The organism is Telluria sp. PB2R4 (assembly GCF_059685695.1).
This window is the reverse complement of sequence record NZ_JCASIC010000007.1, coordinates 222,240-245,996: the sequence shown is the minus strand read 5'-3', so window position 1 is coordinate 245,996 and position 23,757 is coordinate 222,240. Positions and strand designations below refer to the sequence as shown.

General features: G+C 66.6%; 21 protein-coding genes and 1 pseudogene. 12 read left to right on the top strand and 10 right to left on the bottom strand.

From position 1 onward, the window contains the following. Positions 1-2: 2 nt before the first annotated feature. Complete coding sequence (locus AC56LU_RS14035) at positions 3-1,949, bottom strand: FG-GAP-like repeat-containing protein (RefSeq protein ID WP_497176219.1); 1,947 nt, start codon at positions 1,947-1,949, stop codon at positions 3-5. A 146-nt stretch (positions 1,950-2,095) separates the two neighbouring features. Between AC56LU_RS14035 and AC56LU_RS14030 the strand changes: the two genes are divergently transcribed. After that, entirely contained in the window at positions 2,096-2,731 is a 636-nt protein-coding gene (locus tag AC56LU_RS14030; protein ID WP_497176218.1) for an HAD hydrolase-like protein, read from the top strand. Between the two features lie 40 nt (positions 2,732-2,771). Here AC56LU_RS14030 and AC56LU_RS14025 read toward each other — a convergent pair whose 3' ends face one another. After that, complete coding sequence (locus AC56LU_RS14025) at positions 2,772-4,016, bottom strand: RtcB family protein (RefSeq protein WP_497176217.1); 1,245 nt, start codon at positions 4,014-4,016, stop codon at positions 2,772-2,774. A gap of 171 nt (positions 4,017-4,187) precedes the next feature. On the opposite strand from AC56LU_RS14025, the gene AC56LU_RS14020 reads away from it, so the two are divergent. After that, positions 4,188-4,607, top strand: a complete 420-nt coding sequence (locus AC56LU_RS14020; protein WP_497176216.1) for a hypothetical protein — start codon at positions 4,188-4,190, stop codon at positions 4,605-4,607. Positions 4,608-4,745: 138 nt separating this feature from the next. Here AC56LU_RS14020 and AC56LU_RS14015 read toward each other — a convergent pair whose 3' ends face one another. From AC56LU_RS14015 to folE, 3 genes and pseudogenes are all read right to left on the bottom strand, one after another. Beyond that, on the bottom strand, positions 4,746-5,351 hold the full coding sequence (locus AC56LU_RS14015) for a phosphatase PAP2 family protein (protein WP_497176215.1): 606 nt from the start codon (positions 5,349-5,351) through the stop codon (positions 4,746-4,748). A 173-nt stretch (positions 5,352-5,524) separates the two neighbouring features. Further along, a pseudogene (locus tag AC56LU_RS14010) lies at positions 5,525-5,800 on the bottom strand (transposase); the annotation flags it as partial. Positions 5,801-5,898: 98 nt separating this feature from the next. Next, the gene (gene folE, locus AC56LU_RS14005) at positions 5,899-6,465 is read right to left on the bottom strand and encodes a GTP cyclohydrolase I FolE (protein ID WP_497176214.1); all 567 of its coding nucleotides are present in this window, start codon (positions 6,463-6,465) and stop codon (positions 5,899-5,901) included. Positions 6,466-6,609: 144 nt separating this feature from the next. On the opposite strand from folE, the gene AC56LU_RS14000 reads away from it, so the two are divergent. Beyond that, positions 6,610-7,467, top strand: coding sequence for a hypothetical protein (locus tag AC56LU_RS14000; protein ID WP_497176213.1), 858 nt, complete (start codon positions 6,610-6,612; stop codon positions 7,465-7,467). A 98-nt stretch (positions 7,468-7,565) separates the two neighbouring features. Here the strand turns inward: AC56LU_RS14000 and nudC are convergent, their stop codons facing one another. Further along, positions 7,566-8,390, bottom strand: a complete 825-nt coding sequence (nudC, locus tag AC56LU_RS13995; protein ID WP_497176212.1) for an NAD(+) diphosphatase — start codon at positions 8,388-8,390, stop codon at positions 7,566-7,568. A 149-nt stretch (positions 8,391-8,539) separates the two neighbouring features. Between nudC and AC56LU_RS13990 the strand changes: the two genes are divergently transcribed. Further along, on the top strand, positions 8,540-10,234 hold the full coding sequence (locus tag AC56LU_RS13990) for a carbamoyltransferase family protein (protein ID WP_497176211.1): 1,695 nt from the start codon (positions 8,540-8,542) through the stop codon (positions 10,232-10,234). Positions 10,235-10,290: 56 nt separating this feature from the next. Next, positions 10,291-11,343, top strand: coding sequence for a glycosyltransferase family 9 protein (locus AC56LU_RS13985; protein WP_497176210.1), 1,053 nt, complete (start codon positions 10,291-10,293; stop codon positions 11,341-11,343). Positions 11,344-11,462: 119 nt separating this feature from the next. Here the strand turns inward: AC56LU_RS13985 and AC56LU_RS13980 are convergent, their stop codons facing one another. The 3 genes from AC56LU_RS13980 to AC56LU_RS13970 form a co-directional block, all read right to left on the bottom strand. Further along, on the bottom strand, positions 11,463-12,617 hold the full coding sequence (locus tag AC56LU_RS13980; RefSeq protein WP_497176209.1) for an MFS transporter: 1,155 nt from the start codon (positions 12,615-12,617) through the stop codon (positions 11,463-11,465). 519 nt (positions 12,618-13,136) lie between these two features. Beyond that, the gene (locus AC56LU_RS13975; RefSeq protein ID WP_497176208.1) at positions 13,137-13,562 is read right to left on the bottom strand and encodes an organic hydroperoxide resistance protein; all 426 of its coding nucleotides are present in this window, start codon (positions 13,560-13,562) and stop codon (positions 13,137-13,139) included. A gap of 168 nt (positions 13,563-13,730) precedes the next feature. Then, a complete protein-coding gene (locus tag AC56LU_RS13970) occupies positions 13,731-15,506 on the bottom strand; it encodes an ABC transporter ATP-binding protein (protein WP_497176207.1) in 1,776 nt (591 codons plus the stop codon). Positions 15,507-15,658: 152 nt separating this feature from the next. On the opposite strand from AC56LU_RS13970, the gene AC56LU_RS13965 reads away from it, so the two are divergent. From AC56LU_RS13965 to mnhG, 7 genes are read left to right on the top strand one after another with little or no spacing between them, the layout of a single operon-like run. Next, the gene (locus tag AC56LU_RS13965) at positions 15,659-16,555 is read left to right on the top strand and encodes a universal stress protein (protein WP_497176206.1); all 897 of its coding nucleotides are present in this window, start codon (positions 15,659-15,661) and stop codon (positions 16,553-16,555) included. Positions 16,556-16,603: 48 nt separating this feature from the next. Then, positions 16,604-19,528 (top strand): monovalent cation/H+ antiporter subunit A, encoded by a 2,925-nt coding sequence (locus AC56LU_RS13960; protein WP_497176205.1) that lies wholly within the window; start codon positions 16,604-16,606, stop codon positions 19,526-19,528. Further along, positions 19,528-19,872, top strand: a complete 345-nt coding sequence (locus AC56LU_RS13955) for a Na+/H+ antiporter subunit C (protein ID WP_497176204.1) — start codon at positions 19,528-19,530, stop codon at positions 19,870-19,872. Before AC56LU_RS13960 ends, AC56LU_RS13955 begins: the two co-directional genes overlap by 1 nt. Beyond that, on the top strand, positions 19,869-21,518 hold the full coding sequence (locus tag AC56LU_RS13950) for a monovalent cation/H+ antiporter subunit D (protein ID WP_497176203.1): 1,650 nt from the start codon (positions 19,869-19,871) through the stop codon (positions 21,516-21,518). Before AC56LU_RS13955 ends, AC56LU_RS13950 begins: the two co-directional genes overlap by 4 nt. Then, positions 21,515-22,048, top strand: a complete 534-nt coding sequence (locus tag AC56LU_RS13945; protein WP_497176202.1) for a Na+/H+ antiporter subunit E — start codon at positions 21,515-21,517, stop codon at positions 22,046-22,048. Before AC56LU_RS13950 ends, AC56LU_RS13945 begins: the two co-directional genes overlap by 4 nt. Beyond that, on the top strand, positions 22,032-22,310 hold the full coding sequence (locus AC56LU_RS13940) for a K+/H+ antiporter subunit F (RefSeq protein ID WP_497176201.1): 279 nt from the start codon (positions 22,032-22,034) through the stop codon (positions 22,308-22,310). Before AC56LU_RS13945 ends, AC56LU_RS13940 begins: the two co-directional genes overlap by 17 nt. Further along, entirely contained in the window at positions 22,307-22,729 is a 423-nt protein-coding gene (gene mnhG / locus AC56LU_RS13935; protein ID WP_497176200.1) for a monovalent cation/H(+) antiporter subunit G, read from the top strand. The genes AC56LU_RS13940 and mnhG overlap by 4 nt, the downstream gene beginning before the upstream one ends. Here mnhG and AC56LU_RS13930 read toward each other — a convergent pair. Then, entirely contained in the window at positions 22,726-23,667 is a 942-nt protein-coding gene (locus tag AC56LU_RS13930) for a LysR family transcriptional regulator (RefSeq protein ID WP_497176199.1), read from the bottom strand. The two genes, mnhG and AC56LU_RS13930, sit on opposite strands and share 4 nt — an antisense overlap. Positions 23,668-23,757 lie beyond the last annotated feature (90 nt).

The window sequence follows — 23,757 nt, the reverse complement described above, 5'->3', positions numbered from 1 at the left end:
CGTCAGCCGTACGGCGTGTAGGCGACGCCGTTGGCCATGACGCCGACCAGCGCGGCCTGGTTTTCGGGGCTCTCGCTGAAGCCCACCAGCACCTCGGCGACGCTCGCCTGCTTGTTGTCGAGGACGCCGGTCCAGAATTCGATGCCGCCCTTCTCGCCCGGACGGCGCAGCACGTTTTCGTAGAACTTCTCGATGATCTCGCGGTTGGAAGGCGCGGCGCCATAGACGTCGCGGAATTCCTTCGAGTCGACGAAGCCGGCAGCCACGGCGCCGAGCCGCACGCCGTTGTCCATCATGGCCAGCCAGTAGCCCAGCCCCGGCAGGTCCGGGGTGCGCGCGAACGCCGCCTGGTAGACGCGGTAGGCCTGACCGGCGATGCCGTCGACGTCCAGCGCGACCCCGGTGTCGCCGAACTGCAGGCGCTCGACGTTGAGCAGGGTGTCGATGCCTTCCTGGCCGGAGAGGTCGCGCACGGTGGCGGTGCCGTCCTTCAGCGTGACCTGGTAGCTGGCCGCGGTCTTTGCATACACCACCTTGTCGCGGCCCTCGCCGCCGTTGATCGTGTTGGCCACCGAGGTCTGCGCGATCACGTCGTTGCGCGCGGTGGCGGTAATGACGGCCGGCCCCGGCAGCGGCTTGGTGGCCAGCGCGGTGTTGGCGTAAATGGTGCCCTGGTAGGTGCTGACGGTGCTGAAGCTCAGACCCTTCGATGTCTCGACCGGCAGGCTGAACACGCCGATGAAGTAGGGATCGCTTGCGAACGTGTTCAGCTGGCCGGCGCGCAGCGCCACTTCGAAGTGGCCGAAGCCGTCGTTGACCCAGACGATCGGCGTATTTTCCGTCGGCTTGTCGTTCATGAACTGGGTGACAACGATGTCCTTGCTACCGTCGCCGTTGACGTCCATCAGGCGGATGAACTGGCTCGCCCCGACGTTGCTGTCCTGGATCGGCAGGCCTTCGCGGCTGTCGGCCGCCTGGAAATGATCGAGGGTGGCGTCGACGAAGCTGCCGCCGTCGTTGCGCACCACTTCCAGCGACCAGCCGTCGGCATAGGCCGTGCTCGGCGTCGATTCGGAAGACAGCAGCAGCAAGTCGTTGTCGCCGTCGCCATCGATGTCCATGGCGGCGATGTCGTGCACCACGCGGGTGTCGCCGAAGTAGCCCTGGGGCAGGGGTGTGACCGTGGCCGCGTTGAAGCCGGTCCCCGTGCCCCAATACACCAGCGAGCGGTGCTCGCGGTTGTGCACATTGCCGTCGTTGCCCAGCACCAGGTCGAGCTTGCCATCGCCGTTCAGGTCGGTCAGCAGCGACGAATTGAAACCGAAGCCGCCGTTCTGGCGGTTCAGCAGGCCGCTGCCCTCGACCGGCAGGCCGGCATTCGAACGGGCGAACTTGCCGGTACCGTCGCCGAACAGCACGTAGGGCTCGATGGGGCTGGCCGGGCTGCTGAGGTTGCCGACGAAAATGTCCAGGTTGCCGTCGCGGTTGATGTCGCCCACCGTGGCGCTGTGCGAATAATCGGCCACCTGCGGCAGATTGGCGCTGGCATCGATGTAGCCGCCGCCCTGCTTGCCCAGCAGCAGGCGGTTCTGTGCGCCGGGGAAGGGTTCGGCATCGTAGCCGTGGTCGGCCACGAACAGGTCGATCAGGCCGTCCTTGTTGAAGTCGGCCTGGACCACTTCGCGCGGATGGATGGTGGTGAAGGTAGAGGGCAGCATGCCCGCGGGGGCCGGCGCATAGGTGCCGTCGCCCTTGCCCAGCATGAGCAGGGCCGGCTGGGCCACCGCCGTGCCGCCGTTATGGGGATAGTAGGCGCCGAAGATCAGGATATCCTTGATGCCGTCACCGTTGGCGTCGACCGGCTCGGGGATCGCCTGGGCTACCTGGTTGATGGGAGAGGGCGTCGGGGTACGCACCATATCGAAATAATCGTCGGCGTTCTGGATCATCGTTGTCGTTTGAATAAAAGGCCACAGTGGGCGCAATGCTTAAAATTCTGTCAGGAAATGTTTGTATACTCAAGTCACCGACAGAAAATCCAGCCTGTCAGGACAAGATAACAACGCATCCGGTCGCGCCGCCCTATAATCGGCTTATGTCCTACCGTCTCGCCATCTTCGACTTCGACGGCACGCTGGCCGATTCCTTCCCCTTCTTCATCAGCGTGTTCAACCAGATCGCGGACCAGCACGGCTTCCGCCGCGTCGGCGCGGCCGAGGCCCAGGACCTGCGCCACCACGACACCCGGACGATCATGCGCCAGGTCGGCATGCCGGCCTGGAAGCTGCCGCTGGCCTCGCGCAGCTTCATCGGCCTGATGCGCGAGAACGCTTCTCGCATCCCGCTGTTCGAGGGCATCGGCGAGGTGCTGCACACACTCGACCGAGAAGGCGTGCGGCTGGCCATCGTCTCCTCGAATTCGGAACAGAACGTGCGGCTGGTGCTGGGCCCGCGCCTGGGCGCCCTGTTCGGCCACTACGAGTGCGGGATGTCGGTGTTCGGCAAGGCCGGACGCATCCGCAAGGTGGTGAAGCGCGCAGCGGTGCCGGCGGCACATGCGCTCTACGTGGGCGACCAGGCGCTGGACGCCGATGCGGCGCGCCGTGCCGGCGTGGCCTTCGGCGCGGTCAGCTGGGGCTATGCGCCGATCGAGGCGCTGCGGCGGGTGGCGCCGGACCGAGAATTTGGCACGCCGGCCGAGCTGCTGCACATCGCGCCAGGACGCGCCTGACAAAGCCCTGATGGCTGCCCTGAGGGCTCTGTCAGGCGCGTCATCCTTTTACACACACCACCTGCTTGAGGGTGTGCACGATCTCGACCAGGTCGCGCTGCGCATGCATGACGGCGTCGATGTCCTTGTAGGCCATCGGAATCTCGTCGATCACGCCTTCGTCCTTGCGGCACTCCACGCCCGCGGTGGCGCGTTCGGCATCGAGCCGGGTGAAGCGGCGCTTGGCCTCGGTGCGGCTCATGACGCGCCCGGCGCCATGGCTGCAACTATTAAAACTTTCCGGGTTGCCCTTGCCGCGCACGATAAAACTCTTCGCTCCCATCGATCCCGGAATGATGCCGAGCTCGCCTTCGCGCGCGGACACCGCCCCCTTGCGGGTGACGAGCACGTCCTTGCCGAAATGCTTCTCCTTCTGCACATAGTTGTGGTGGCAATTGACTGCCTCCACATGCGTCTCGAAGGGTTTTGGAATGACCTCGCGCATCGCGCGAATCACGTTGTGCATCATCACCTCGCGGTTGATGCGCGCGAATTTTTGCGCCCAGCCGACCGCTTCCACGTAATCGTCGTAGTGCTGGGTGCCTTCCTGGAGGTAGGCCAGGTCCTGGTCGGGCAGGTTGATCATGTGACGCCGCATGTCCTGGCGCGCCAGCTCGATGAAGTGGGTGCCGATCGCATTGCCGACGCCGCGCGAGCCGGAGTGCAGCATCACCCAGACCGCGCCCTCCTCGTCCAGGCAGACCTCGACGAAGTGGTTGCCGCTACCTAAGGTTCCGAGGTGCTTGTAGTTGTTAGTGCCGCGCAGCTTGGGATACTTGCGGCAGATGGCGTCGAACTCGTCCTTGAGCTTCGCCCAGCCGGCATCGACCGGTGGCGGCGGGTTGTTCCAGGATCCGACGTCGCGGCTGCCCTTGTTATTGCGGGTCTTGGGCGACATGCCGTGCGGCACCGCCTGTTCGATGGCGCTGCGCAGGCGGGACAGCTTGTCGGGCAGGTCGCTCGCGCGCAAGGTGGTTTTGGCCGCCATCATGCCGCAGCCGATGTCCACGCCGACCGCCGCGGGAATTACCGCACCTAGCGTTGGGATCACGCTGCCGATGGTCGATCCCTTGCCAACATGGACGTCCGGCATCACGGCGACGTGGTGGAACACGATGGGCAGCCGGGCCAGCTTTTCCAGCTGTTCCCTGGCTTCGCGTTCGACCGGGACGCCCCGGGTCCACATCTTGACCGGCTTGCCGCCCTGCGGGGTCAACAGCTCGATGTTCTGTTTCGAGTCGTTCATGGCCTGTTCGATGCATCTTGGTTCATATGGCTATGGTGGCGCAAATCGTAAAACCACGGTGTCCGCATCGAATCCCGTTTTTGAGCCGGCCTGCGGTTGCGCCCGTCGGGTGGCGCTTCTATACTCCGTCACGCGATGCACTCCTGCATCATCCTGACAAGGGAACCGCCCATGCGCAAGCCACTCATCCTGTTCTTTCCACTGCTCGCGCCGCTGCTGCTGGCCGGCTGCGTCAACGACACGGCCAGCTACCCGATCGAGGGCAAGGAGCATGCGCTCACCGTGCGTGTGATGCAGGATTATTTCTGGAGCAAGGATGCGACGCTGCGCCTGACCGCCGCCCGCATGCCGGACTGCCAGCGCCAGCTGGATCTGGGCAAGGTATCCCTGTCGGGCCTGGAACTCGAACTGTTCGCGAGCGGCCCCAGCGTGTACACGCTGCGTTCCGGCGAGGATGTCTGGCAGGTCGACACCCAGGGCTGTACCGAACTGGAAGCGCCGGAGGCGAATGCCGTCACCGGCCAGGCGCTGGGCAGCTTCCACCTCGACGAGCACGACAAGCTGGTGTTCGAGGCGCCGGCAGCGCAATAGGGAAGCGGCAGGCATCGCAGGAGCGCGCGGCCGGCGCAGGAACCCGCCCACGCGTCCTGCGTGCGTTGGATCCCCTCGCCCGGCGCAGGTGGCGACCGGGTCGATGCCGGCCGCGCTGACCTACCCGGCCATCAACAACTAAGGGCGCAGCCAGCCGCGCCCGATCGGTACCGCCAGCACACGGCGGTACACGGTTTCCGCCAGCGGCAGCAGCTGCGCGCAGGCCGCGCGCACCGCCGGCGTATTCACCAGCGCGGCCATCGCCGCCGACATCGCCATCGCACCGGCCATGTCCTTCGGCCAATGCACGCCCAGGTAGACACGCGACCATGCCACCACCAGCGCCAGCGGCAGCAGCATCAAGCCGATACGGCGCGCCTTCTGCACCTGGCTAAAGGCGAGCACCAGGGCCACCGAGAAGATGCTGGTGGCATGGTCGCTCGGGAAGGAGCTGTCTGGAGCGTGCAGCAGGAAGGTCTGGCCGACGTCGACGACGAAGGGCCGGGGGCTGTACCAGAACTGCCCGATGAGTCCGTTCAGCGTGAGCGCGCAGGCGGCCGCGATAAGGGCGCGCAGGGCGACCTCGCGCCCCTGCCCGCCGCCGAGCCACAACATGACCAGCGACAGCGGCATCACAAAGATCAGCCACTGCGCGGCAAACATGGCGCCCATCAATTGCCAGCCGGTCAGGCTGGCCTGGGCATTGAGGGTGGAAAACAGGATCAGGTTGAGGTGCTCGAACATGGCCAGCCCGAAGATAAAATATTGATAATTTTTCTTTAGCTTAGCCGAGCTCGACTGCCACACTTTTCGAGAAGTGCAACAGATTGTGACAATTCGTGAGCAATGTTGCTCGCCACTGCGTCAACTCAACGACGATGCAGCAGGCGCCTTAGCTGGCTCAGTTCCAAATCGCGCCCCGACTTCTCGAGCACGCTTTCGAGCAGGCTACGGTCGCCGTCGCGCAGCATGGTCCATTGGGTGAAATATTCGTGCACGGTGCGCCAGGGCGGGAAGCCCGGGGGCATGCTGCGCCAGGTGGCGCCGGTGTGGAGGAAAAACAGGACGGCGCAGAACACGTCGTACAGGTCGTGCTTGCGCGGACGGGTCTTGCGGCGCGCCGCTTCGAGCAGCCCGCGCAGGGGCTCGAACTCTTCGCGAGAAATGTCGCTGGGAAAAACCGGACGATCCATGGCGCACCCTCCGAAAATTACTTGGAGGCTGGCGATCCGGAACAGGTTCCAAGGCAAACCCGGCAGCCATAGGACGCCGGGGCATGGCTTGAGCTTACTTAATCGCGTGTGAGTGCCAGGAACTCGGTGCGCAGCGCCAGGTTCGGCTGCAGTTCGCCCAGCATGGCCGAGGTGATGGTTTCCTCGCCGATGGCGCGGATGCCGCGGCTTTCCATGCACATGTGGCGGCACTTGACGACCACGCCGACCGCCTTCGGCTCCAGCACTTCCATCAGCGCGTTGGCGATCTGGATCGTCATGCGTTCCTGCACCTGCAGGCGCTTGGAGAAGATGTCGACCAGGCGGGTCAGCTTCGAGAGGCCGACGATCTTCCCGTTCGGCAGGTAGCCGACGGTCGCCTTGCCGAAGAAGGGCGCCAAGTGGTGTTCGCAGTGGCTGTATACCGGGATGCCGCGCACCACGATCAGCTCGTTGTATTCCTCGGCGCCATCCTCGAAGGCCTTGAGCACTTCGACGGGGTCCTGGTCGTAACCCGAGGTCCAGTGTTTCCAGGCCTTCGCCACGCGGTGCGGCGTCTCCTGCAGGCCCGGACGCTCAGGATCCTCGCCCAGGCTGGTCAGCAGGCGGCGCCAGTCGTGTTCGGTGAAAGCTTCTTTGTCAGACATGGTGAACCTTAAAAAATCGATTGCCGCAAGTATATAGAAAATGCGCCGGAGGCACTGGCCGCTGCCGGTTTATTGAGCAAAGTTAATGTTCCAGTTTCAAGCATCGGGTAGCGTGAAAGATGGTTCCTAGCCTGGGAGAACACCATGTTCGGCAGCACGGTCCTCGAAGTCGCCATCGGCCTGACGTTTTGCTACGGCACCCTGGCGCTGGTCGTCAGTACATTGCAGGAAGCGCTGGCGGCCGCATTCAGCCTGCGCGCCAACATGCTGCTCGACGCCGTCAAGCGCATGCTGGACGATCCGCGCTGCGAGGCGTTGGCCCAGAGCCTGTACGACCATCCGCTGGTCAATCCGCACGGCGGCGGCAACGCCCGGCGCCCGCTGTCCGTAAAACCATCCTATATCGAACCCGCGCACTTCGCGATCGCCCTGCTCGATTCGCTGCGCAGCAACCCGGCCATTCCGCTGCAGGCGGCAATCGACGCCCTGCCCGACGAGCAGGTCAGGCGCGTGCTGCTGGCGCTGTACCGCCAGTCCAGCGGGGATCTGCAGCGCTTCCAGGAAGGCATCGCCGGCTGGTTCAACAGCGCGATGGAGCGCCTGTCCGGCGTCTACAAGCGGCGCCAGCTCCTGATCTCGTTCCTGCTGGCCCTGCTGTTGACCATCATGCTCAACGTCGACAGCATCCACCTGTTCCAGACCCTGTGGCAGAACCCGGCCCTGGCCGCGCAGATCAAGGCCGCACCAAACGCGCTCGACGCCGAAGCGCTGCGCCAGCTGTGGGCGCTGCCGATCGGCTGGAGCAGCTTCCCGCCCCAGCTCAATTCCGCCTTCGCGCTGCAGGTGGCCGGCTGGCTGATCACCGCCGGCACCACGCTGTTCGGGGCGCCGTTCTGGTTCGACCTGCTGCAGCGCGCCGTCCAGCTGCGCGGCACCGGCGCCAAGCCGCAACCGCAGCCGACCACGCGCACGGCGCCGGAGAGCGTCCCTGTGCAGTCCTGAGCCTATGGAGCGCTTGAGAACACTCGCAGGGCAAGGCGCGTCGTCGAAGACAGTACGCTAGTACGGCGAGACGATGCAACGCCGCAATGCGGGTGTTATCAAGTGCGACCGGGTGGGCGGTGGGCGTCTACCAGAATGCTGGACACTGAAATGTGCGGCACCCGTTCGGGCCACTCGTCCTCCGGCCCGAACCAGCGCGCTTCCGAGATTTCCGAGGTGTCCACGCGGATCTCGCCGTCCAGGTAGTCCGCCGTAAACGCCAGCATCAGCGAATGCGGGAAAGGCCAGGACTGGCTGGCGAAGTAACGCAGGTTGTGCACCCGCAATCCCACCTCTTCATATACTTCGCGGTGGACCGCCTCTTCCACCGACTCCCCCGCCTCCAGGAAGCCAGCCAGCGGCACGAAGCGTTTTGTGGGCGAGGCCAGGTGCATCGCCAGCAGCACGCTGTCACCCTTCCTGATCAGGACCATCATGGCCGGCGAGATGCGCGGGTAGGCCATGTGCCCGCACTGCACGCACTTGTAGCAGCGCTCGCCGGCCGCCAGCACCGTGGCGCTGCCGCAGGCGCCGCAGAAGCGGTGGGTGCGCGCCCATTCCGCGACCTGGGCGGCCCGTGCGGCCAGGCCCAGCAGCCCCTCGTCCATCTCCGCGAACAGCGAGCGCAGGCCGCGCAAGGCATAGCCCGGCGGCAGCGCCGGTTCGCTGTCGAACCAGCCGGTTTCGCAATAACGTTCGCCATGCATGCCGAGCGGCTGCAGGCGGGCGCGGTCCACGTCCAGCTGCGTCAGGACCGCGGCGTCGGGCAGCGCCAGATCGTGCTCGCGCACCAGCAGCCGGCCGCCGTGGAACAGGAAGCTCAAGGGGGCGGGATCGGGACGGGGTGCGAACAGCGGCGTGAAGGAAGCAGGTGTCTGGAGCATGGCCGGTAATGGTCGGGAGGATGCCCGATCATACCGCCTTTCCGGACACTGCTCTTCCACCGTCATTAAGCTGCCGTGTGAACTAATCCTGCTCAGCAGGCTCAAAGTTGGGCTGTGCGATGCATCGGCCCCAACCCCAGGAGATATCGATGGACGACACCCCAGTTGTGCTTGGCATTAACCGGACCAAGGACGCGAGCATCTGCCTGATGCATGGCTCGCACCTGGCCTGGGCCATTCAAAAAGAACGCCTCACGCGCCGCAAGCACCACGCAGGCAAGCCCGGCGACCTGCGCGACCATTACCTGCCGCGCCTGCCCGGGCTCGAGCACCCGGTCGACATCTTGGTCGAATGCTTCTCGTCCGACCAGGAAACCGGCAGCCTGCCCCTCCACGAAGAAGAACCGGGGGCCGCGCTGACGCTGTCCCACGGCGGCCGGCGCGCGCGCATCTCGCACCACCTGGCGCACCTGTACAGCGTGTTCCACCCCTCGCCGTTCGACGCCGCCGCGGTGATGATCATCGACTGCCAGGGCAGCCCGGTGTCCGACGTCACCGAAACCTGGAGCGGCGCCGCCCACACACCCGGCGACTGGCGCGAGGTCTCGTCCTTCTACACCGCCACCCGCGGAGCAATCAGCTGCATCGGCAAGCAGGCAGGCGACGCCGCTGGCGGCCACCAGGACGACGGCCGCCTCGCCGGGCTCGGCATGTTCTACTTCCTGCTGACGCAGGCGATCTTCCCGGGCGAGGGCAACGAGGGCAAGGTCATGGGCCTGGCGTCCTACGGCGACCCGGCGGCCCTCGGCCTGCCTTCGCTCGACGTCGAGGGCATGGCGGTCGGCATCCCGTCCGCCTGGCGCGCTCTGCTGCGCGAGCGCAGCCGCTTCCGTTTCGGCAGCGCCGAAGCGCGCTTCACCGACTGCGCCAACCTGGCCGCGGCCGGCCAGCGCGTCTTCGAGAATGCGCTGCTGGCGCTGGCGAACTGGCTGTACCGCCAGACCGGGGCCGACCATCTGTGCTTTGCCGGCGGCGCCGCCCTCAACTGTTCCGCCAACGTACGCCTGTTGCGCGAGACCCCGTTCCGCCGCGTGTTCCTGCCGCCGGCGCCGGGCGACGCCGGCACCGCGCTCGGCTGCGCGCTGTACGGGCTGACCGAACTGGCAGGCCGTCCCTGCGACTTCCGCTGGAGCGCCGACTACCTCGGCCCGCCGCCCCAACTGTCCGACATCGAAGCGGCGCTCGAAGGCGCCAGCGACCTGATCGTCGAACGCCCGCGCGGCCGCGACGCCCTGTGCGCGCGCATGCTTGACCTGCTGTGCACCGGACGCGTGATCGGCCTGTACCAGGGACGCAGCGAGTTCGGCCCGCGCGCGCTGGGCCACCGCAGCATCCTCGCCGATCCGCGCCGCGACCGCATCCGCGACTGGATCAATGCGCGGGTCAAGGGGCGCGAATGGTTCCGCCCGCTGGCCCCGGTGGTCCCGGAAGAACGCGCCGCCGTGTACTTCGACCTGGCCGGGACCTCGCCCTTCATGCAGTTCGCGGCGCCGGTGCGGCCCGAAGTCGCGCCGATGCTGCCGGCCATCACCCATGTGGACGGCACCGCGCGCCTGCAAACCGTCGGCCCCGCGGACGACCCGCTGCTGCGCGCCCTGCTGGCTGGCTTCGAGGTGCGCACCGGCGTGCCGGTGCTGCTCAACACGTCCTTCAACGGCAAGGACCAGCCCATGGTCGAGACCGCCTTCGAAGCCATCGCCGCGTTCCGGCAGATGCCGCTGCATGCACTGGCGATCCCGCCCTTCCTCGTGACCAAGCGCAGCGAGCCAGCGCTGCCGGTATGATCCGCGCCTGAGCTGGAACCGGGTTGCACAGGGCTGGTGGACTAATCGGAGAACACATGATTCGGCGTCCCTTGCTGTACCGTCATGCCATTCGCAGCGCCATCGTGTTTCGCGCCTTGTATCTGGGAGACATGCTCTGTGCGGTGCCCGCCTTGCGCGCACTGCGCCTGGCCTTGCCGGAGGCCCGAATCGTGCTCACGGGCTTGCCCTGGGCAGCGCAATTCGCCCGCCGTTTCGACGCCTACGTGGACGAGTTCATTCCGTTTCCGGGTCATCCGCTGCTGCCCGAGCAGGCGGTGCGCTACGACGAACTCACGTCCTACTATGCGGGCATCTGCAACCGGGGCTTCGATTTCGCGCTCCAGCTGCACGGCAGCAGCGATGTGACCAACCATATCGTCAGCGGTTTCGGCGCCCGCAGCATGGCCGGGTTCACCCGCGGCGACGCGAGCCAGACCGCCCGGACACTGCTGCTGCCCGAGCTGGATGGCGGCACGGAACCGGAGCGGCTATTGACCCTGCTGGCGCGGCTGGGCGCACCGGATACGGGCACGCAACTCGAGTTTCCGGTGCGGCGCGACGACATCGACGAACTCGAAGCCAGCAAGCTGGCGCCGGATCTCGAACCCGGCAACTACATCTGCATCCATCCCGGCACACGCAAGCACGCCACATGCTGGCCGCCGGACCGCTTCGCCGAAGTGGCCGACCAGCTCAAGCGTGAATTCGGATTCGACACCGTCCTGACCGGCTCAGCTGACGAAGCGCCCCTGGTGCGTGCGGTGGCGCGGCACATGCGCACGCCGGCGATCGAGGCTACGGAGCCGCTGTCGATCGGCGCCATGGCGGCAATGATGAGCCGGTCACGGCTGCTGATCTGCAATGACACCGGGGTCTCGCACATCGCCGCCGGCCTGGGCCTGAGCAGCGTGGTGGTGTTCAGCAAGGCCGATATCGCACGCTGGGCGCCGCTCGACCGGATGCGCCATCGCTGCATCTGGGATCCCTCCGCCGAACGGGCGGCGGTGGTCCTGCAGCACGCGCGCGCCCTGCTCACCGGGACGGAACCGAGCGGACAGCGTGCGACAGGGATGTGGCCCTATTGGTGAAGGCTTGCATGCGACCGAAAAAAAACGCAGACAGCGCGTGGCGCGGTCTGCGTTGGAAGCCGGCTTGCGCCGCGTGAGGATCGAGTGCCGGCCGAGGCTGCCGAAGAGTGGCGAAACCCTTACTTCAGCAGTTTGGTACGGGTCGCAACAAAGGCGATGATCAGCGACAGGCCGCCGAGGTAGGCCATGGCTGCCTGCATGCCGACGAAGTGGGCGACGGCGCCGATCACCGGCGGGCCCATCAGGGCGCCGCTGTAGGCCATGCTGGCGACGGCGGCCAGGGCCATCGGGCCTTGCGCGCCGGCTGCGCTGAACACGAAGGGGAACAGCAGCGCCACGCCGATGCCGGCGATGGCGAAACCACCCAGGGCGACGTAGGCGTTCGGCGCCAGCACGGCGAAGAACAGGCCGGCCGCCGCGACCAGCGATCCGGTGGCGATCAGGCGCTGGGCGCCGAAGCGCATCTTCAGCTTGTCACCGACCATGCGTGACAGCAGCATCATGACCGAGAAAGCCGACAGGGCCAGCGGCGCCAGGCCGTCCGACGCGCCGAAATGCTCTTTCAGGAACACACCGCTCCAGTCGGCGATACTGCCTTCCGCCATCGCACCCAGGAAGCCCAGCAGGCCCAGCAGCGCCAGCGGACCGCGCGGCAGCGAAAACGACTTCTTCTCGACCTGTTCCACTACGCCATCGGCCTCCATCATGCTGAAGGCGCCCCACAGGACCAGGGCCAACGGACCGGCCAGCATCAGGAAGTGGGTGCCGGGCGTGATTTTCAGGCTGGCCATCAGGCTGCCCAGGGTCGCGCCTGCCAAGCCGCCGGCACAGACGAAACCGTGCAGCATCGACATGTCGGCCTTGCCGCTCAGCTTTTCACGCCTGGCCGCGGCGGAGTTGATGGCGACGTCGAAGGTGCTGGCGCTGATACCCAGCAACAGGACCGACAGCATCAGGCGCGGCACAGTCGGCGCCATGCCGATCGACACCAGCACTACCAAGAGCGCCATGCCCGAGACCAGCGCCGACTTGCGCGCGCCGAAGCGGCCCATCAGGAAGGACGAGACCGGGTAGGACAGGACGGCGCCCAGGCCGCCGCACAGCAGAACCATCGACAGCGCCGAGTGGGACACCTGAACGCGCTCGGCCAGGGCCGGGATACGGCCGGCCCACGAACCCATGATCAGGCCGAACAGCGCGAACAGCACCGGCAGCGCGAACTGCTGGGTTTGCGCAAGAGAGATCGAACGTGGTGCGGAAACAGTGGTGTGCATCGTCAGAACCGAATTGTTAAATTTTTTGAGGTAATTAATAAAGCCAGCAAGCTTGGAAATGCAAAACGCCAACCTGGATGCGTTGGCGCCTTAAGCTGATGGGAGGCAATTTTAACGACAGGAAAAAATCTGTGTTTGCCGTCCGGAAAAATATTTTCGCTTGTTGTTTTCCGTCGACGCAAACATGACAACTCCGTTAGCGAAGCTCTAACAATCCTTGGGAAAACCAGGGCAAATCGGTGAAAAAGCGCGTAAATGTAAGAATTTATTGCTGTGTTTGCTTACTGCGCGCGTGTTGCCGACGCTGCTCACATGTGCAAGAAACGCCGGCCGGCATGCTGATTCGATAATGAAACGAACAAAAAAACAGGCGGGAAATGCAATCCCAGCATTATGCTGAAATCGCATTTCCCGCCATAACAATTTATACGTCCCGATGAATTCAGGGACGGCTCAATTGTGAAATATATGGATTAGAAATATGCGGCATACATATACCGCATTACTCGTCCGTATTAATTAAACCAGTTCGATGACGACGTCGATATTGCCGCGCGTCGCGTTCGAATATGGGCACACGATGTGCGCACGGTCCACCAGCGTACGCGCCTGGTCTTCCGGCACGCCAGGCAGGCTGACCTGCAGCGTGACCTCGATGCCGAAGCCGGTCGGGATCGGTCCGATCCCGACGCTGCCCTGCACCGACACGTCCGGCGAGATGGCCAGCTTGTCGCGTGCGGCCACGAATTTCATCGCACCCAGGAAGCAGGCCGAGTAGCCGGCCGCGAACAGCTGTTCCGGATTGGTGCCGTCGCCGCCTGCGCCGCCGAGCTCTTTCGGGGTCGACAGCTTGACGTCGAGTGCGTTGTCGGACGAAACGACACGGCCGTCGCGGCCGCCGGTGGCCTTGGCGCTTGCACGGTAGAGGACTTTTTCGATTGCCATGGTGATGCTCCTTTGTAGTTGACTGGATGGATTCAATTACTTACTAACGATTATATAGCGCACTACTTTATGCTGCCGCCTGAGGCAGATTCGCTGCCATGGAAGTGATAATACATCGTGCGCTATTCAGTTGCAAGCGATTTTTATGCTGGAGAGTTTGCCCCCGCGCTACTCCTCGGACGATTGCTCCACGCCCGGCGGCACCGGCCGCTCGCCGATCTGCTGGCGCCACATCGCGTAGTACAGCCCTTTCTGCGCTACCAGCGCGTCGTGCGAGCCGGTTTCGACGACGCGGCCCTTTTCCAGCACGTAGATGGTGTCCGCATGCATCACGGTGGAGAGCCGGTGCGCGATCAGGATCGTGATCTGGCTGGCGCGCGCCGAGATGTCGCGCACGGTATTGGTGATCTGTTCTTCGGTGAGCGAGTCGAGCGCCGATGTCGCCTCATCGAAAATCAGCAGGCGCGGCTCGCGCACCAGCGCGCGGGCGATCGACAGGCGCTGCTTCTCGCCGCCCGACAGCTTCATGCCGCGCTCGCCGATGACGGTGTCCAGGCCCTCGGGCGACTTGTCGACCAGGTTCGCGCACGAGGCCTGCGCCAGTGCGGCCATGATCTGCTCGTCCGTCGCATCGGGCTTCACGAACAGCAGGTTGTCGCGGATGGTCCCGGCGAACAGGTGGGTCTCCTGCGTGACGAAGCCGATCTGGCGGCGCGCCTCGTTGTAGCGCAGGTCTTCGGTCGAGATCTCGTTGTAGAACACCTTGCCGCGCGCCGGCGTGTACAGCCCGACCAGCAGTTTCACGAGGGTCGACTTGCCCGAACCGGAAGGCCCGACGAAGGCCACCGTCTGGCCCAGCGCCGCGCTGAACGAGATATCCACCAGTGAATCCTCCGGCGCCCCCTTGTGGCGAAAGCCGACGTCGGCGAAGCGGATCTGCTCCAACGGCCCGATCTCGACGAAGTCCTGCGGCCGGCGCTCGATCGGCTTGTCCATCAGGGCGCGGAAGTTGAGCAGCGACGCCTCGACCTCGCGGTGCGCCAGGATGATGTTGCCCAGTTCCTGCAGCGGCGCGAAGATCGCCACCGAGATGAACTGCATCGCAATCAGTTCGCCGGTCGTGAGCACGTCGCGGAAGATCAGCCACAGGAGCGCGAACAGGATCGCCAGGCGCAGCAGGCTCAGGGTGCTCCCCTGCAGGAAGGCGAGCAGCCGGATGCGCTTCACCTTTTCCATCTCGAGCGCGAAGATGCTGTCGGTCTGCGCCTTCAGGCGGCGGATTTCGGTGAAGGTCAGGCCCAGGCTCTTGATCAGTTCGATGTTGCGCAGCGATTCGGTGATGAAGCCCGAGTTGCGGTTGGTCTCGCGCACGATCGAGCGCTGCTGGGTTTTGATCTCGCGGCTCAGCAGCCCGGTGAGGCCGCCCAGCACCAGCACCCCGACCAGGAACACCGGCACCAGCAGCCAGTGCTTGGTGACCGCGTACCAGACCAGGAAAGAGACCCCCACCAGTGAGGCGAATACCGTATTGATGAATGTGTTGATGAAGCGTTCGCTGTCGGCGCGCACCTTCTGCAGCAGCGACAGGGTCTCGCCGCTGCGCAGGTCTTCGAATTCCTGGTACTTCAGGCGCAGCACCTGGCGCAGGCCGTCGTTGAAGATCGCCACCCCCAGCTTCTGCACGACCAGCCGCGTGACGTAGTCCTGCAAGGCCTTGGCCAGGCGCGCCAGCAGGGCCACCAGGACCGCGAGTCCCAGCAGGCGCATGACGCCGGCAACCAGTTCGTCGCCGCTGCGGTTCCCGGGGTGAAGCGCGTAGTCGTCGATGATCATCCCGAAGATGATCGGGTCGACCAGGTTCAACACCTGGGCCAGGCCGGCCAGCAGCAGGGCCAGCGCGGCCAGGCGGCGGTGCGGACGCAGGTAAGTCCAAAGGATGTGCATGCCTTGATGGTACCAACCCCGCCTGCCGGGGTGCGCACGGACATGTTGCCTGTATGATTACGAGGTGTACCTGAGGTAACGCGTTGCCGCAATCCATGTAAAAACAGTAAAGTGAACCCGTTTGCCAACCCGCGCCGACCTGGAGATTTCGCGTGAACGACAGCCCTTCCGTCCTGCCGCCGCAGCTCCCACCCCGGCGCCTGCTGCTGGCCACCGACCTGTGCGCGGGCTGTGACCGCCCGCTCGACCGGGCCAAGCAGCTGGCGCGCGAATGGCAGGCGGAGCTGGCTGTATTGACCGTGCGCGACGGCCCGCAGACGCCGGAAGAAGTCGCTTCCTGGCTCGACGGCAGCCCCACCGTGCACGCCTTCGAGCTGGCCGCGCGCCGCGAACTGGCCGAGGAATTTTCCGGCACCGGCGTCACGCCGACCTTGCAGGTACTGGAGGGCGACGTCACCGACAGCATCCTCGGGGCCGCGAGCGGCATGCCTGATGCGATGGTGATCCTGGGCGCGTCGCGCGACGAGAGCTTCCAGGAGCTGATCCTCGGCTCGACCGCCGAACGCCTGTCGCAGGACCTGCCCCAGCCGCTGCTGGTGGTGCGCCAGCGCACCCGCGGCGGCTATGAACGCATCGTGGTGGCGAACGATTTTTCCGGCGCGGCGCGGCGTGCGATCGAGACCGCCCTACACCTGTTCCCCGGCCGCCGCGTCACCCTGCTCCATGTGCTGGAAGGCGCCGCCGGCGCGCTCTCCGCGACCCTGTCTGCCGCGGTGGAAGACGGGATGGCGCGCAGCGCAGGCTTCCTCGACGATTGCGCGCTGCCTCCGAGCGCGCGCGCATTGCTCGACATCGCGATCGTCCAAGGGCGGGTGGCGGAGGCCGTGGCGCGCTATGCATTCGAGAACATGGTCCAGCTGGTGGTGCTCGGCGTGCACCGCCAATCGAGCGTGGCGCGCGTCTTCATGGGCAGCCGCAGCGACGACCTGCTGCAGCACCTGGGCTGCGACACCCTGCTGGTGCGCGAAGAAAGCCGCGGCGATGGTTGAACGAACGGCGTACCGGAGCCGTCGCCATCCCGACAGGAGCCGGGCGCGATGCTGCTGATCCTGCTCCTGCTTCCCTTCGCCGCATCCTTCATCGCGGCCTGCATGCCCGGCCGCTCGCGCGACCGTCCCGCCGCCGTCGCCGGCCTCGCCACCCTGGCGGCCCTGGCGCTTGCCATCTCCCGCTTCGACCTGATCGCCACCGGCGCCGTGCCGCAGGAGCGCTACGCCTGGCTGCCCGGCTTCGGCCTCGATATCGTGCTGCGCCTGGACGGCCTGGCCTGGGTCTTCACCGTGATGGTGCTCGGCATCGGGGCGCTGGTGCTGCTCTATGCCCGCTACTACATGTCGCGGCGCGATCCGGTCGCCCGCTTCTACGCCTACATGATGGCCTTCATGGGCGCGATGCTCGGCGTGGTCCTGTCGGGGAACCTGATCCAGCTGGTGGTGTTCTGGGAGCTGACCAGCGTCACCTCCTTCCTCCTGATCGGCTACTGGCAGGAGCGCAACGACGCGCGCCGCGGCGCCCGCATGGCCTTCACCGTCACCACCATCGGCGGCCTGTGCCTGCTGGCGGGTGTGCTCCTGCTCGGCCACATGGCCGGCAGCTACGAACTGGTGGACGTGCTGGCGGCGGGCAACCGGATCCGTGCCCACGACTGGTATGTGCCGGCCCTGGTGCTGGTGCTGCTGGGGGCGCTGACCAAGAGCGCTCAATTCCCCTTCCACTTCTGGCTGCCGCACGCGATGGCGGCGCCGACACCGGTCTCCGCCTTCCTGCACTCGGCCACCATGGTCAAGGCCGGCGTGTTCCTTCTGATCCGCCTGTGGCCGGCCCTGGCCGGCACCGAGGAATGGACCTGGATCCTCGGCAGCGCCGGGGTCTGCACCCTGCTGCTGGGGTCTTTCTTCGCGATCTTCCAGTACGACATGAAGGGCCTGCTGGCCTATTCCACCATCAGCCACCTCGGCCTGATCACCGTCCTGCTGAGCATCGGCACCCCGCTGTCGGTGGTGGCGGCGATCTTCCACACCATGAACCATGCGGTGTTCAAGGCGTCGCTGTTCATGGCGGTCGGCATCGTCGACCACGAAACCGGCACCCGCGACATGCGCCAGCTGCGCGGATTGCGGCGCGCCATGCCGCACACGGCGGCGCTGGCCATCGTGGCCACCGCGGCGATGGCCGGGGTGCCGCTGATGAACGGCTTCCTGTCCAAGGAGATGTTCTTCGCCGAGACCATGATCGTGGGCGGCAGCGAGAACTGGTGGATGTCGGTGGCGGCCGGCATGATGGGCCTGTTCAGCGTGATCTATTCTCTGCGCTTCATCAGCGTCTTCTTCGGGCCGCTGGCGCACGACCTGCCGGACGAACCGCACGAGCCGCCGCGCTGGATGCGGGTGCCGATCGAGTGCCTGGTCCTGCTGTGCGTCGCGGTGGGCGTGATGCCCGAGCGCGTGGTTGGCGACGTGCTGGCGGTGGCGGCGCATGCGGTGCTCGGTCCCACCATGCCCGAGTACAGCCTGGCGATCTGGCACGGCGTCAACCTGCCGCTGGCGATGAGCGCGATCGCGCTGGCCGGCGGCGTGGCCGCTTACCTGGTCCTGCGCAACTGGTTCGAGCTGGCGCAGCGCGACCGGGTGCCGGTACTGCACCGCCTGAAGGGTGCGCAGCTCTACGAGAACATCATGCTGGGCCTGTCGCAGGGCGCGGCCTGGCTGCTGCGCCTGGCCGGCACCCGGCGCCTGCAGCCGCAGCTGCTGGTGCTGATGGCGGCAATGGTCGCGGTGCCCCTGCTGGTGGCGCAGCCGCTGCGCGACGTCGCCCTGTCCGGCCTGGCTGCGCGTTCCCCGCTGTTCGCCCTGCTGTGGCTGATCGGCGCCGGCTGCGCCGTGGCCGCCGCCTGGAAGGCCAAATACCACCGGCTGGCAGCGCTGGCCCTGGTGGGCGGCACCGGGCTGGCCACCAGCGCCACCTTCCTGTGGCTGTCGGCGCCGGACCTGGCGCTGACCCAGCTGATGGTCGAAACCGTGACCACCGTGCTGATCCTGCTCGGCCTGCGCTGGCTGCCGCCGCGCTTCCCCCCCGCCGGCTTCGCGGCGCGCATCCCGCCAAGTGCCTGGCTGCGGCGCGGACGCGATGGGCTGGTGGCGGCGGCCGGCGGGCTCGGACTGGCGGCGCTGAGCTACGCGGTCCTGAGCACCCCGCAAGATGGCGCCAGCAGCGCGCTGCGCGATTTCTTCGTGCTGCGCGCCCTGCCCGAAGGCGGCGGCGCCAACGTCGTCAATGTGCTGCTGGTGGACTTCCGCGGCTTCGACACCATGGGCGAGATCACCGTGCTGTCGGCGGTGGCGCTCACGGTGTACGCCCTGCTGCGCCGCTTCCGCCCGGCGCCGGAAAGCGTCGCCATCCCGGTGCAACAGGCCAACGACGTCGACCCGGCGGTGGGCCAGAAGCCGGGGCAGCAGGCGCGCGACGGCTACCTGATGGTGCAGGCCGTGTACCTGCGCTTCCTGCTGCCGGTGATGGGCGTGATCGCCGTGTACTTCTTCATGCGCGGGCACAACCTGCCGGGCGGCGGCTTCGTGGCGGGCCTGATCTTCGCCACCGCACTCATCGTGCAGTACATGGTGGCCGGCACCGACTGGGTCGAGTCGCATCTGCGGCTGCGCCCGCACCGCTGGATCGGCTGGGGCCTGGCAACCGCCTGCGGCACCGGCATCGGGGCCTGGCTGCTCGGCTACCCCTTCCTGACCAGCCACACCGCCCACGTCACCCTGCCGCTGCTGGGCGAGCTGCACCTGCCCTCGGCCTTCGTGTTCGACCTCGGCGTGTTCCTGGTGGTGGTGGGCACCACCATGCTGATCCTGGTGGCGCTGGCGCACCAGTCGCTGCGCAGCCGCCGCACGCCGCCGGGCGGCAAGACCACGGCCGCCGCCCTGGCCGCCATGCCGCCCACCAAGGAGATCGGATAATGGAAATCGTCCTGGCCCTCGCGATCGGCATCGTGTTCGGTTCCGGCATCTGGCTGGTGCTGCGTCCGCGCAGCTTCCAGGTGCTGATGGGCCTGATGCTGATGTCGTACGCAGTCAACCTGTTCATCTTCGCCATGGGGCGCCTGAACCTGGACCGGCCGCCGCTGACGCCGGCCGGCACGATTCCCGATCCGGCCACGCTGGCCGACCCGGTGCCGCAGGCGCTGGTGCTCACCGCCATCGTGATCGGCTTCGCCACCACGGCCCTGTACCTGGTGGTGATGATCGGGGCGCGCGGCCTGAGCGGCACCGACCACGTCGACGGCGAGGAGCCGGAATCTTGACCGAGCTGACGAACCTGGACTGGACCCGCCACCTGGTGATTCTCCCGGTGCTGCTGCCGCTGCTGTGCGGCGCGCTGCTGGCGTCGCTCACCGAAGGCCGCCACGGCCTGAAGTTCGCGGCCGGCTACGTATCGGTGCTCGGCCTGCTGGCCAATGCGCTGGCGCTGGTGCTGCTGACCGACGGGGGCTGGCCGACCAGCATCCAGGTGTATTTCGCCGCCAACTGGGCCGCGCCCTTCGGCATCGCCCTCGTGGCCGACCGCCTGTCCGCCATCATGCTGGTACTGACCGCGCTGCTGGCGCTGGCCGCCCTGCACTACGCGCAGCCGCGCTGGGGCCGGATCGGGGTGCACTTCCACTCGCTATTCCAGTTCCTGCTCATGGGGATCAACGGCGCCTTCCTGACCCACGACCTGTTCAACCTGTTCGTGTTCTTCGAAGTGATGCTGGCCGCCTCCTATGGGCTGGTCCTGCACGGCTACAACGTGGCGCGCCTGCGCGCGAGCATGCAATACATCGCGGTGAACCTGGCCGCCGCCCTGCTGTTCCTGATCGGGGTCGCGCTGATCTACGCCACCACCGGCACGCTCAACATGGCCGACCTGGCGCAGCGCGTCGGGCAGCTGCCGCCGCACACGCTCGGCCTGCTCAAGACCGGGGTGACCGTGCTGGCGCTGGCCTTCCTGGTCAAGGCCGCCATGTGGCCGCTCGGCTTCTGGCTGCCCACCACCTACGCGGCCGCCTCGCCGCCGGTGGCCGCCATGCTGGTCCTGATGACCAAGGTCGGCGCCTACGTCATCCTGCGCATCTGGCTGCTGGTGTTCCCCGACGGGGCCGGCGAAGCCTCGCGCTTCGGCTACGACGCCCTGCTGTGGGGCGGGATGGCGACCATCGTGTTCGGCGCCGCCGGCATGCTGGCCACCGACACCGCCGGGCGCATGGCCGGCTATGCGGCGATCGTCTCGTCCGGCACCTTGCTGGCGGTGATCGGCTACGGCCAGCCAGGCCTCGTCACCGCCGGGCTGTACTACTTCATCGCCTCCACCATCGGCATCGCCGCCTTCGTGCTCCTGATCGAGCTGATCGACCGCATCCGCACGCCGGGCGCCGCGATGCTGGCGCTGACGATGGAAGTCTATGCGGTCGAGGACACCCCGGCCGAGCCGAAAGGCCGCGGCGTGCCGGCCGCGATGGCCTTCCTGTCGCTGGCCTTCGCCGCCTGCGCCCTGATGATCGCCGGCCTGCCGCCGCTGTCGGGTTTCGTCGCCAAGTTCGGCATGTTCCATGCGCTGGTCAACCCCGGGCCGGGCCTGCCTGCGATCGCGGGCGCCGGCTGGACCCTGATGGCGCTGGTGATCGTCTCCGGCCTGGTCGCCATCGTGTCGCTGATGCGCTTCGGCGTGCGCACCTTCTGGGCGGCGGAGACCCTCGGCCCGCCACGCCTGCACGCGGCGGAAGCACTGCCGGTGGCGGCGCTGCTGGCGGTGTCGGTGCTGCTGACGATACAGGCGCAGCCGGTGATCGACTACCTGGCGCGCGCCAGCGCCGACCTGCACCGCCCGGCCCTGTACATCGAACGGGTGCTGCGAACGCCGCCCGTGCCCGGGCCAGTGGGCCCTGCACATGCGGCCGCGGAGGCCCCATGACGCCGTGGCTGCCCTTCCCGATCGTGTCGCTGTCGCTGTGCGCGCTGTGGCTGCTGCTCAACCAGACGCTCGACCCGGCCAACCTGCTGTTCGGGGCGGCGCTCGGCGTGGCCGTACCGCTGCTGACGCGCCGGCTGCAGCCCTTCGGCTACCCGCGCCTGCACGCGCCGCTGACCTTCCTGCGCCTGCTTGGCATGGCCTTCGTCGAGATCGTGCATTCGTGCTTCAACGTGTGCCGCATCATCCTGTTCCGCGACCACCAGACCGTGAATGCGCAGTTCATCCGCGTGCCGCTGACGCTGCGCGACCCCTACGGCCTGGCGATGCTGTCCTGCCTGATCAACATGACGCCGGGGACGGTGTGGGTCGAGATCCTGCCGGAGCAGCACGAACTGTCGCTGCACGTGTTCGACCTGCACGACCGGCAGTGGTGGATCGACACCATCAAGAGGCGCTACGAAGCCCCCCTCATCGTCATTTTTGAGAACGACAAACCCGAATCGGAGGACGACCATGCAAACCCTGCTTGAACTGGCCATCGCCTACGCCATGGTATGCGTGCTGCTGGCGATGGGCTTCTGCGCGCTGCGGCTCCTGATCGGACCGTCGGGGCACGACCGGGTGCTGGCGCTGGACACGCTCTGGATGTGCGGCATCCTGCTGGCCCTGGTGCTGGGCATCCGCTTCGGCACCCAGGTATATTTCGAGGTGGCGATCCTGATCGCGCTGGTGGGCTTCGTGTCGACGGTGGCGATGGCGAAGTTCCTGATGCGCGGGGAGATCATCGAATGAACGGCGAATCAGCCAACATCCTGAGTGGCATCGAGCATATTCCCGCCTGGGCGGCCCTGCCGGTGGCCCTGCTGCTGGTGCTGGGCGCCAGCATCGTCCTGATCGGCGCGCTCGGCCTGCTGCGCCTGCCCACCTTCTACCAGCGCATCCACGGCCCGGCCATCACCGTCACCCTCGGCGCCGGCTGCCTGCTGCTGGCATCGATGCTGTACTTCACGGCAGCGCAGTCGCGTCTCGTCATCCACGAAATCATCATCTCGGTCTTCATCCTGATGACGGCGCCGGTGGTCTCGATGACGATCATGCGCGCCGCCGTGTATCGCGACCTGCGGGCGCGCCGGGTGGACGCCGGGGCGACGGCGGGCGAGGTGTACAGCATCGTCGAGGAATCCGTGGGCAAGCCGCCCAGCGAGCCCTAGACCTCCCGGATGCCGGAAAAGCGCCCGGCGATGCCACGTGCCCGGAACTGCTCGACGACGTACTCGACGAAGACCCGGACCTTGGCGGGCACCAGCTTGCGGCTCGCGTAATAGATGAACAGGGGACGTGTCGTCGCATGCCAGCGTGGCAGGATGCGCACCAGTTCCCCGCTCTCGAGCAGGGGCAGCGCATGTGGCAGCGGCAGCAATGCAATCCCCAGTCCGCACGCGGCGGCACGCGCCATCGCTTCCGGATCGTCGAATACTACCGCCGGGCGGATATCGGCCACGACCTGCTCGCCGCTGTCGCTCTGCAGTTCCCAGCTGACCAGGCGCCGCGACACGATCGAGCGGCGCAGCAGGCCGCGGTGCTGCGCGAGCGCGGACGGCGCGTCCGGCGTGCCATGGCGTTCCAGGTAGGCCGGCGAAGCCACCGGCACGATCCGCACCTGCGACAGCTCGCGCGCAACCAGGCCCTCGGTGAGTTCAATGCTGCCGCCGCCGATGGCGACGTCGAAGCCTTCCGCAATCAGGTCGACCTGGCGGTTGTCGAACCAGATGTCGGGAACGATGTCCGGATACTGCGCCAGGAAATCTTCGAGCAGCGGCACGAAGTAGAGGCGTCCCACTGCCGGGGCCATCGATATCTTCAGGTTTCCCGCCGGTTTGCCGGCGCCCTGGCGCAGCTCGCCGAAGGCGTCGCCGATGTCGCGCCATGGCAAGCCTACCTGGCGGTAGAGCAGTTCGCCCCCGGCGGTCAGGCTCAGGCTGCGCGTGCTGCGCTGGAACAGGCGCACGCCCAGCCCTGCCTCGAGGCGGGCCACACTCTTGCTGACGGCGGCTGGCGTGACGCCCAGGCGGCGCGCCGCCGCTGAAAAGCCGGATTCTTCGACTGCGGCGATGAAGGCGTCGAGGTGAATGGCGAGCTCATTTTGCATGCCTCATTTTATACCATTGGTTGAAGCTGATATGCCTCATCTGTGACTACCGGTATGAATCATCCTGGCCGATACTGGTTCCATCAACTC

Coding starts and splice junctions, on each gene's coding strand:
- AC56LU_RS13970 (WP_497176207.1), bottom strand. CDS start 15,506: ATGCACATCCTTTGGACTTACCTGCGTCCGCACCGCCGCCTGGCCGCG.
- AC56LU_RS14030 (WP_497176218.1), top strand. CDS start 2,096: ATGTCCTACCGTCTCGCCATCTTCGACTTCGACGGCACGCTGGCCGAT.
- AC56LU_RS13930 (WP_497176199.1), bottom strand. CDS start 23,667: ATGCAAAATGAGCTCGCCATTCACCTCGACGCCTTCATCGCCGCAGTC.
- AC56LU_RS13960 (WP_497176205.1), top strand. CDS start 16,604: ATGCTGCTGATCCTGCTCCTGCTTCCCTTCGCCGCATCCTTCATCGCG.
- AC56LU_RS14000 (WP_497176213.1), top strand. CDS start 6,610: ATGTTCGGCAGCACGGTCCTCGAAGTCGCCATCGGCCTGACGTTTTGC.
- AC56LU_RS13940 (WP_497176201.1), top strand. CDS start 22,032: ATGCAAACCCTGCTTGAACTGGCCATCGCCTACGCCATGGTATGCGTG.
- nudC (WP_497176212.1), bottom strand. CDS start 8,390: ATGCTCCAGACACCTGCTTCCTTCACGCCGCTGTTCGCACCCCGTCCC.
- AC56LU_RS14035 (WP_497176219.1), bottom strand. CDS start 1,949: ATGATCCAGAACGCCGACGATTATTTCGATATGGTGCGTACCCCGACG.
- AC56LU_RS13945 (WP_497176202.1), top strand. CDS start 21,515: ATGACGCCGTGGCTGCCCTTCCCGATCGTGTCGCTGTCGCTGTGCGCG.
- AC56LU_RS13985 (WP_497176210.1), top strand. CDS start 10,291: ATGATTCGGCGTCCCTTGCTGTACCGTCATGCCATTCGCAGCGCCATC.
- AC56LU_RS13980 (WP_497176209.1), bottom strand. CDS start 12,617: ATGCACACCACTGTTTCCGCACCACGTTCGATCTCTCTTGCGCAAACC.
- AC56LU_RS14020 (WP_497176216.1), top strand. CDS start 4,188: ATGCGCAAGCCACTCATCCTGTTCTTTCCACTGCTCGCGCCGCTGCTG.
- AC56LU_RS14025 (WP_497176217.1), bottom strand. CDS start 4,016: ATGAACGACTCGAAACAGAACATCGAGCTGTTGACCCCGCAGGGCGGC.
- AC56LU_RS13955 (WP_497176204.1), top strand. CDS start 19,528: ATGGAAATCGTCCTGGCCCTCGCGATCGGCATCGTGTTCGGTTCCGGC.
- AC56LU_RS13990 (WP_497176211.1), top strand. CDS start 8,540: ATGGACGACACCCCAGTTGTGCTTGGCATTAACCGGACCAAGGACGCG.
- folE (WP_497176214.1), bottom strand. CDS start 6,465: ATGTCTGACAAAGAAGCTTTCACCGAACACGACTGGCGCCGCCTGCTG.
- mnhG (WP_497176200.1), top strand. CDS start 22,307: ATGAACGGCGAATCAGCCAACATCCTGAGTGGCATCGAGCATATTCCC.
- AC56LU_RS14015 (WP_497176215.1), bottom strand. CDS start 5,351: ATGTTCGAGCACCTCAACCTGATCCTGTTTTCCACCCTCAATGCCCAG.
- AC56LU_RS13975 (WP_497176208.1), bottom strand. CDS start 13,562: ATGGCAATCGAAAAAGTCCTCTACCGTGCAAGCGCCAAGGCCACCGGC.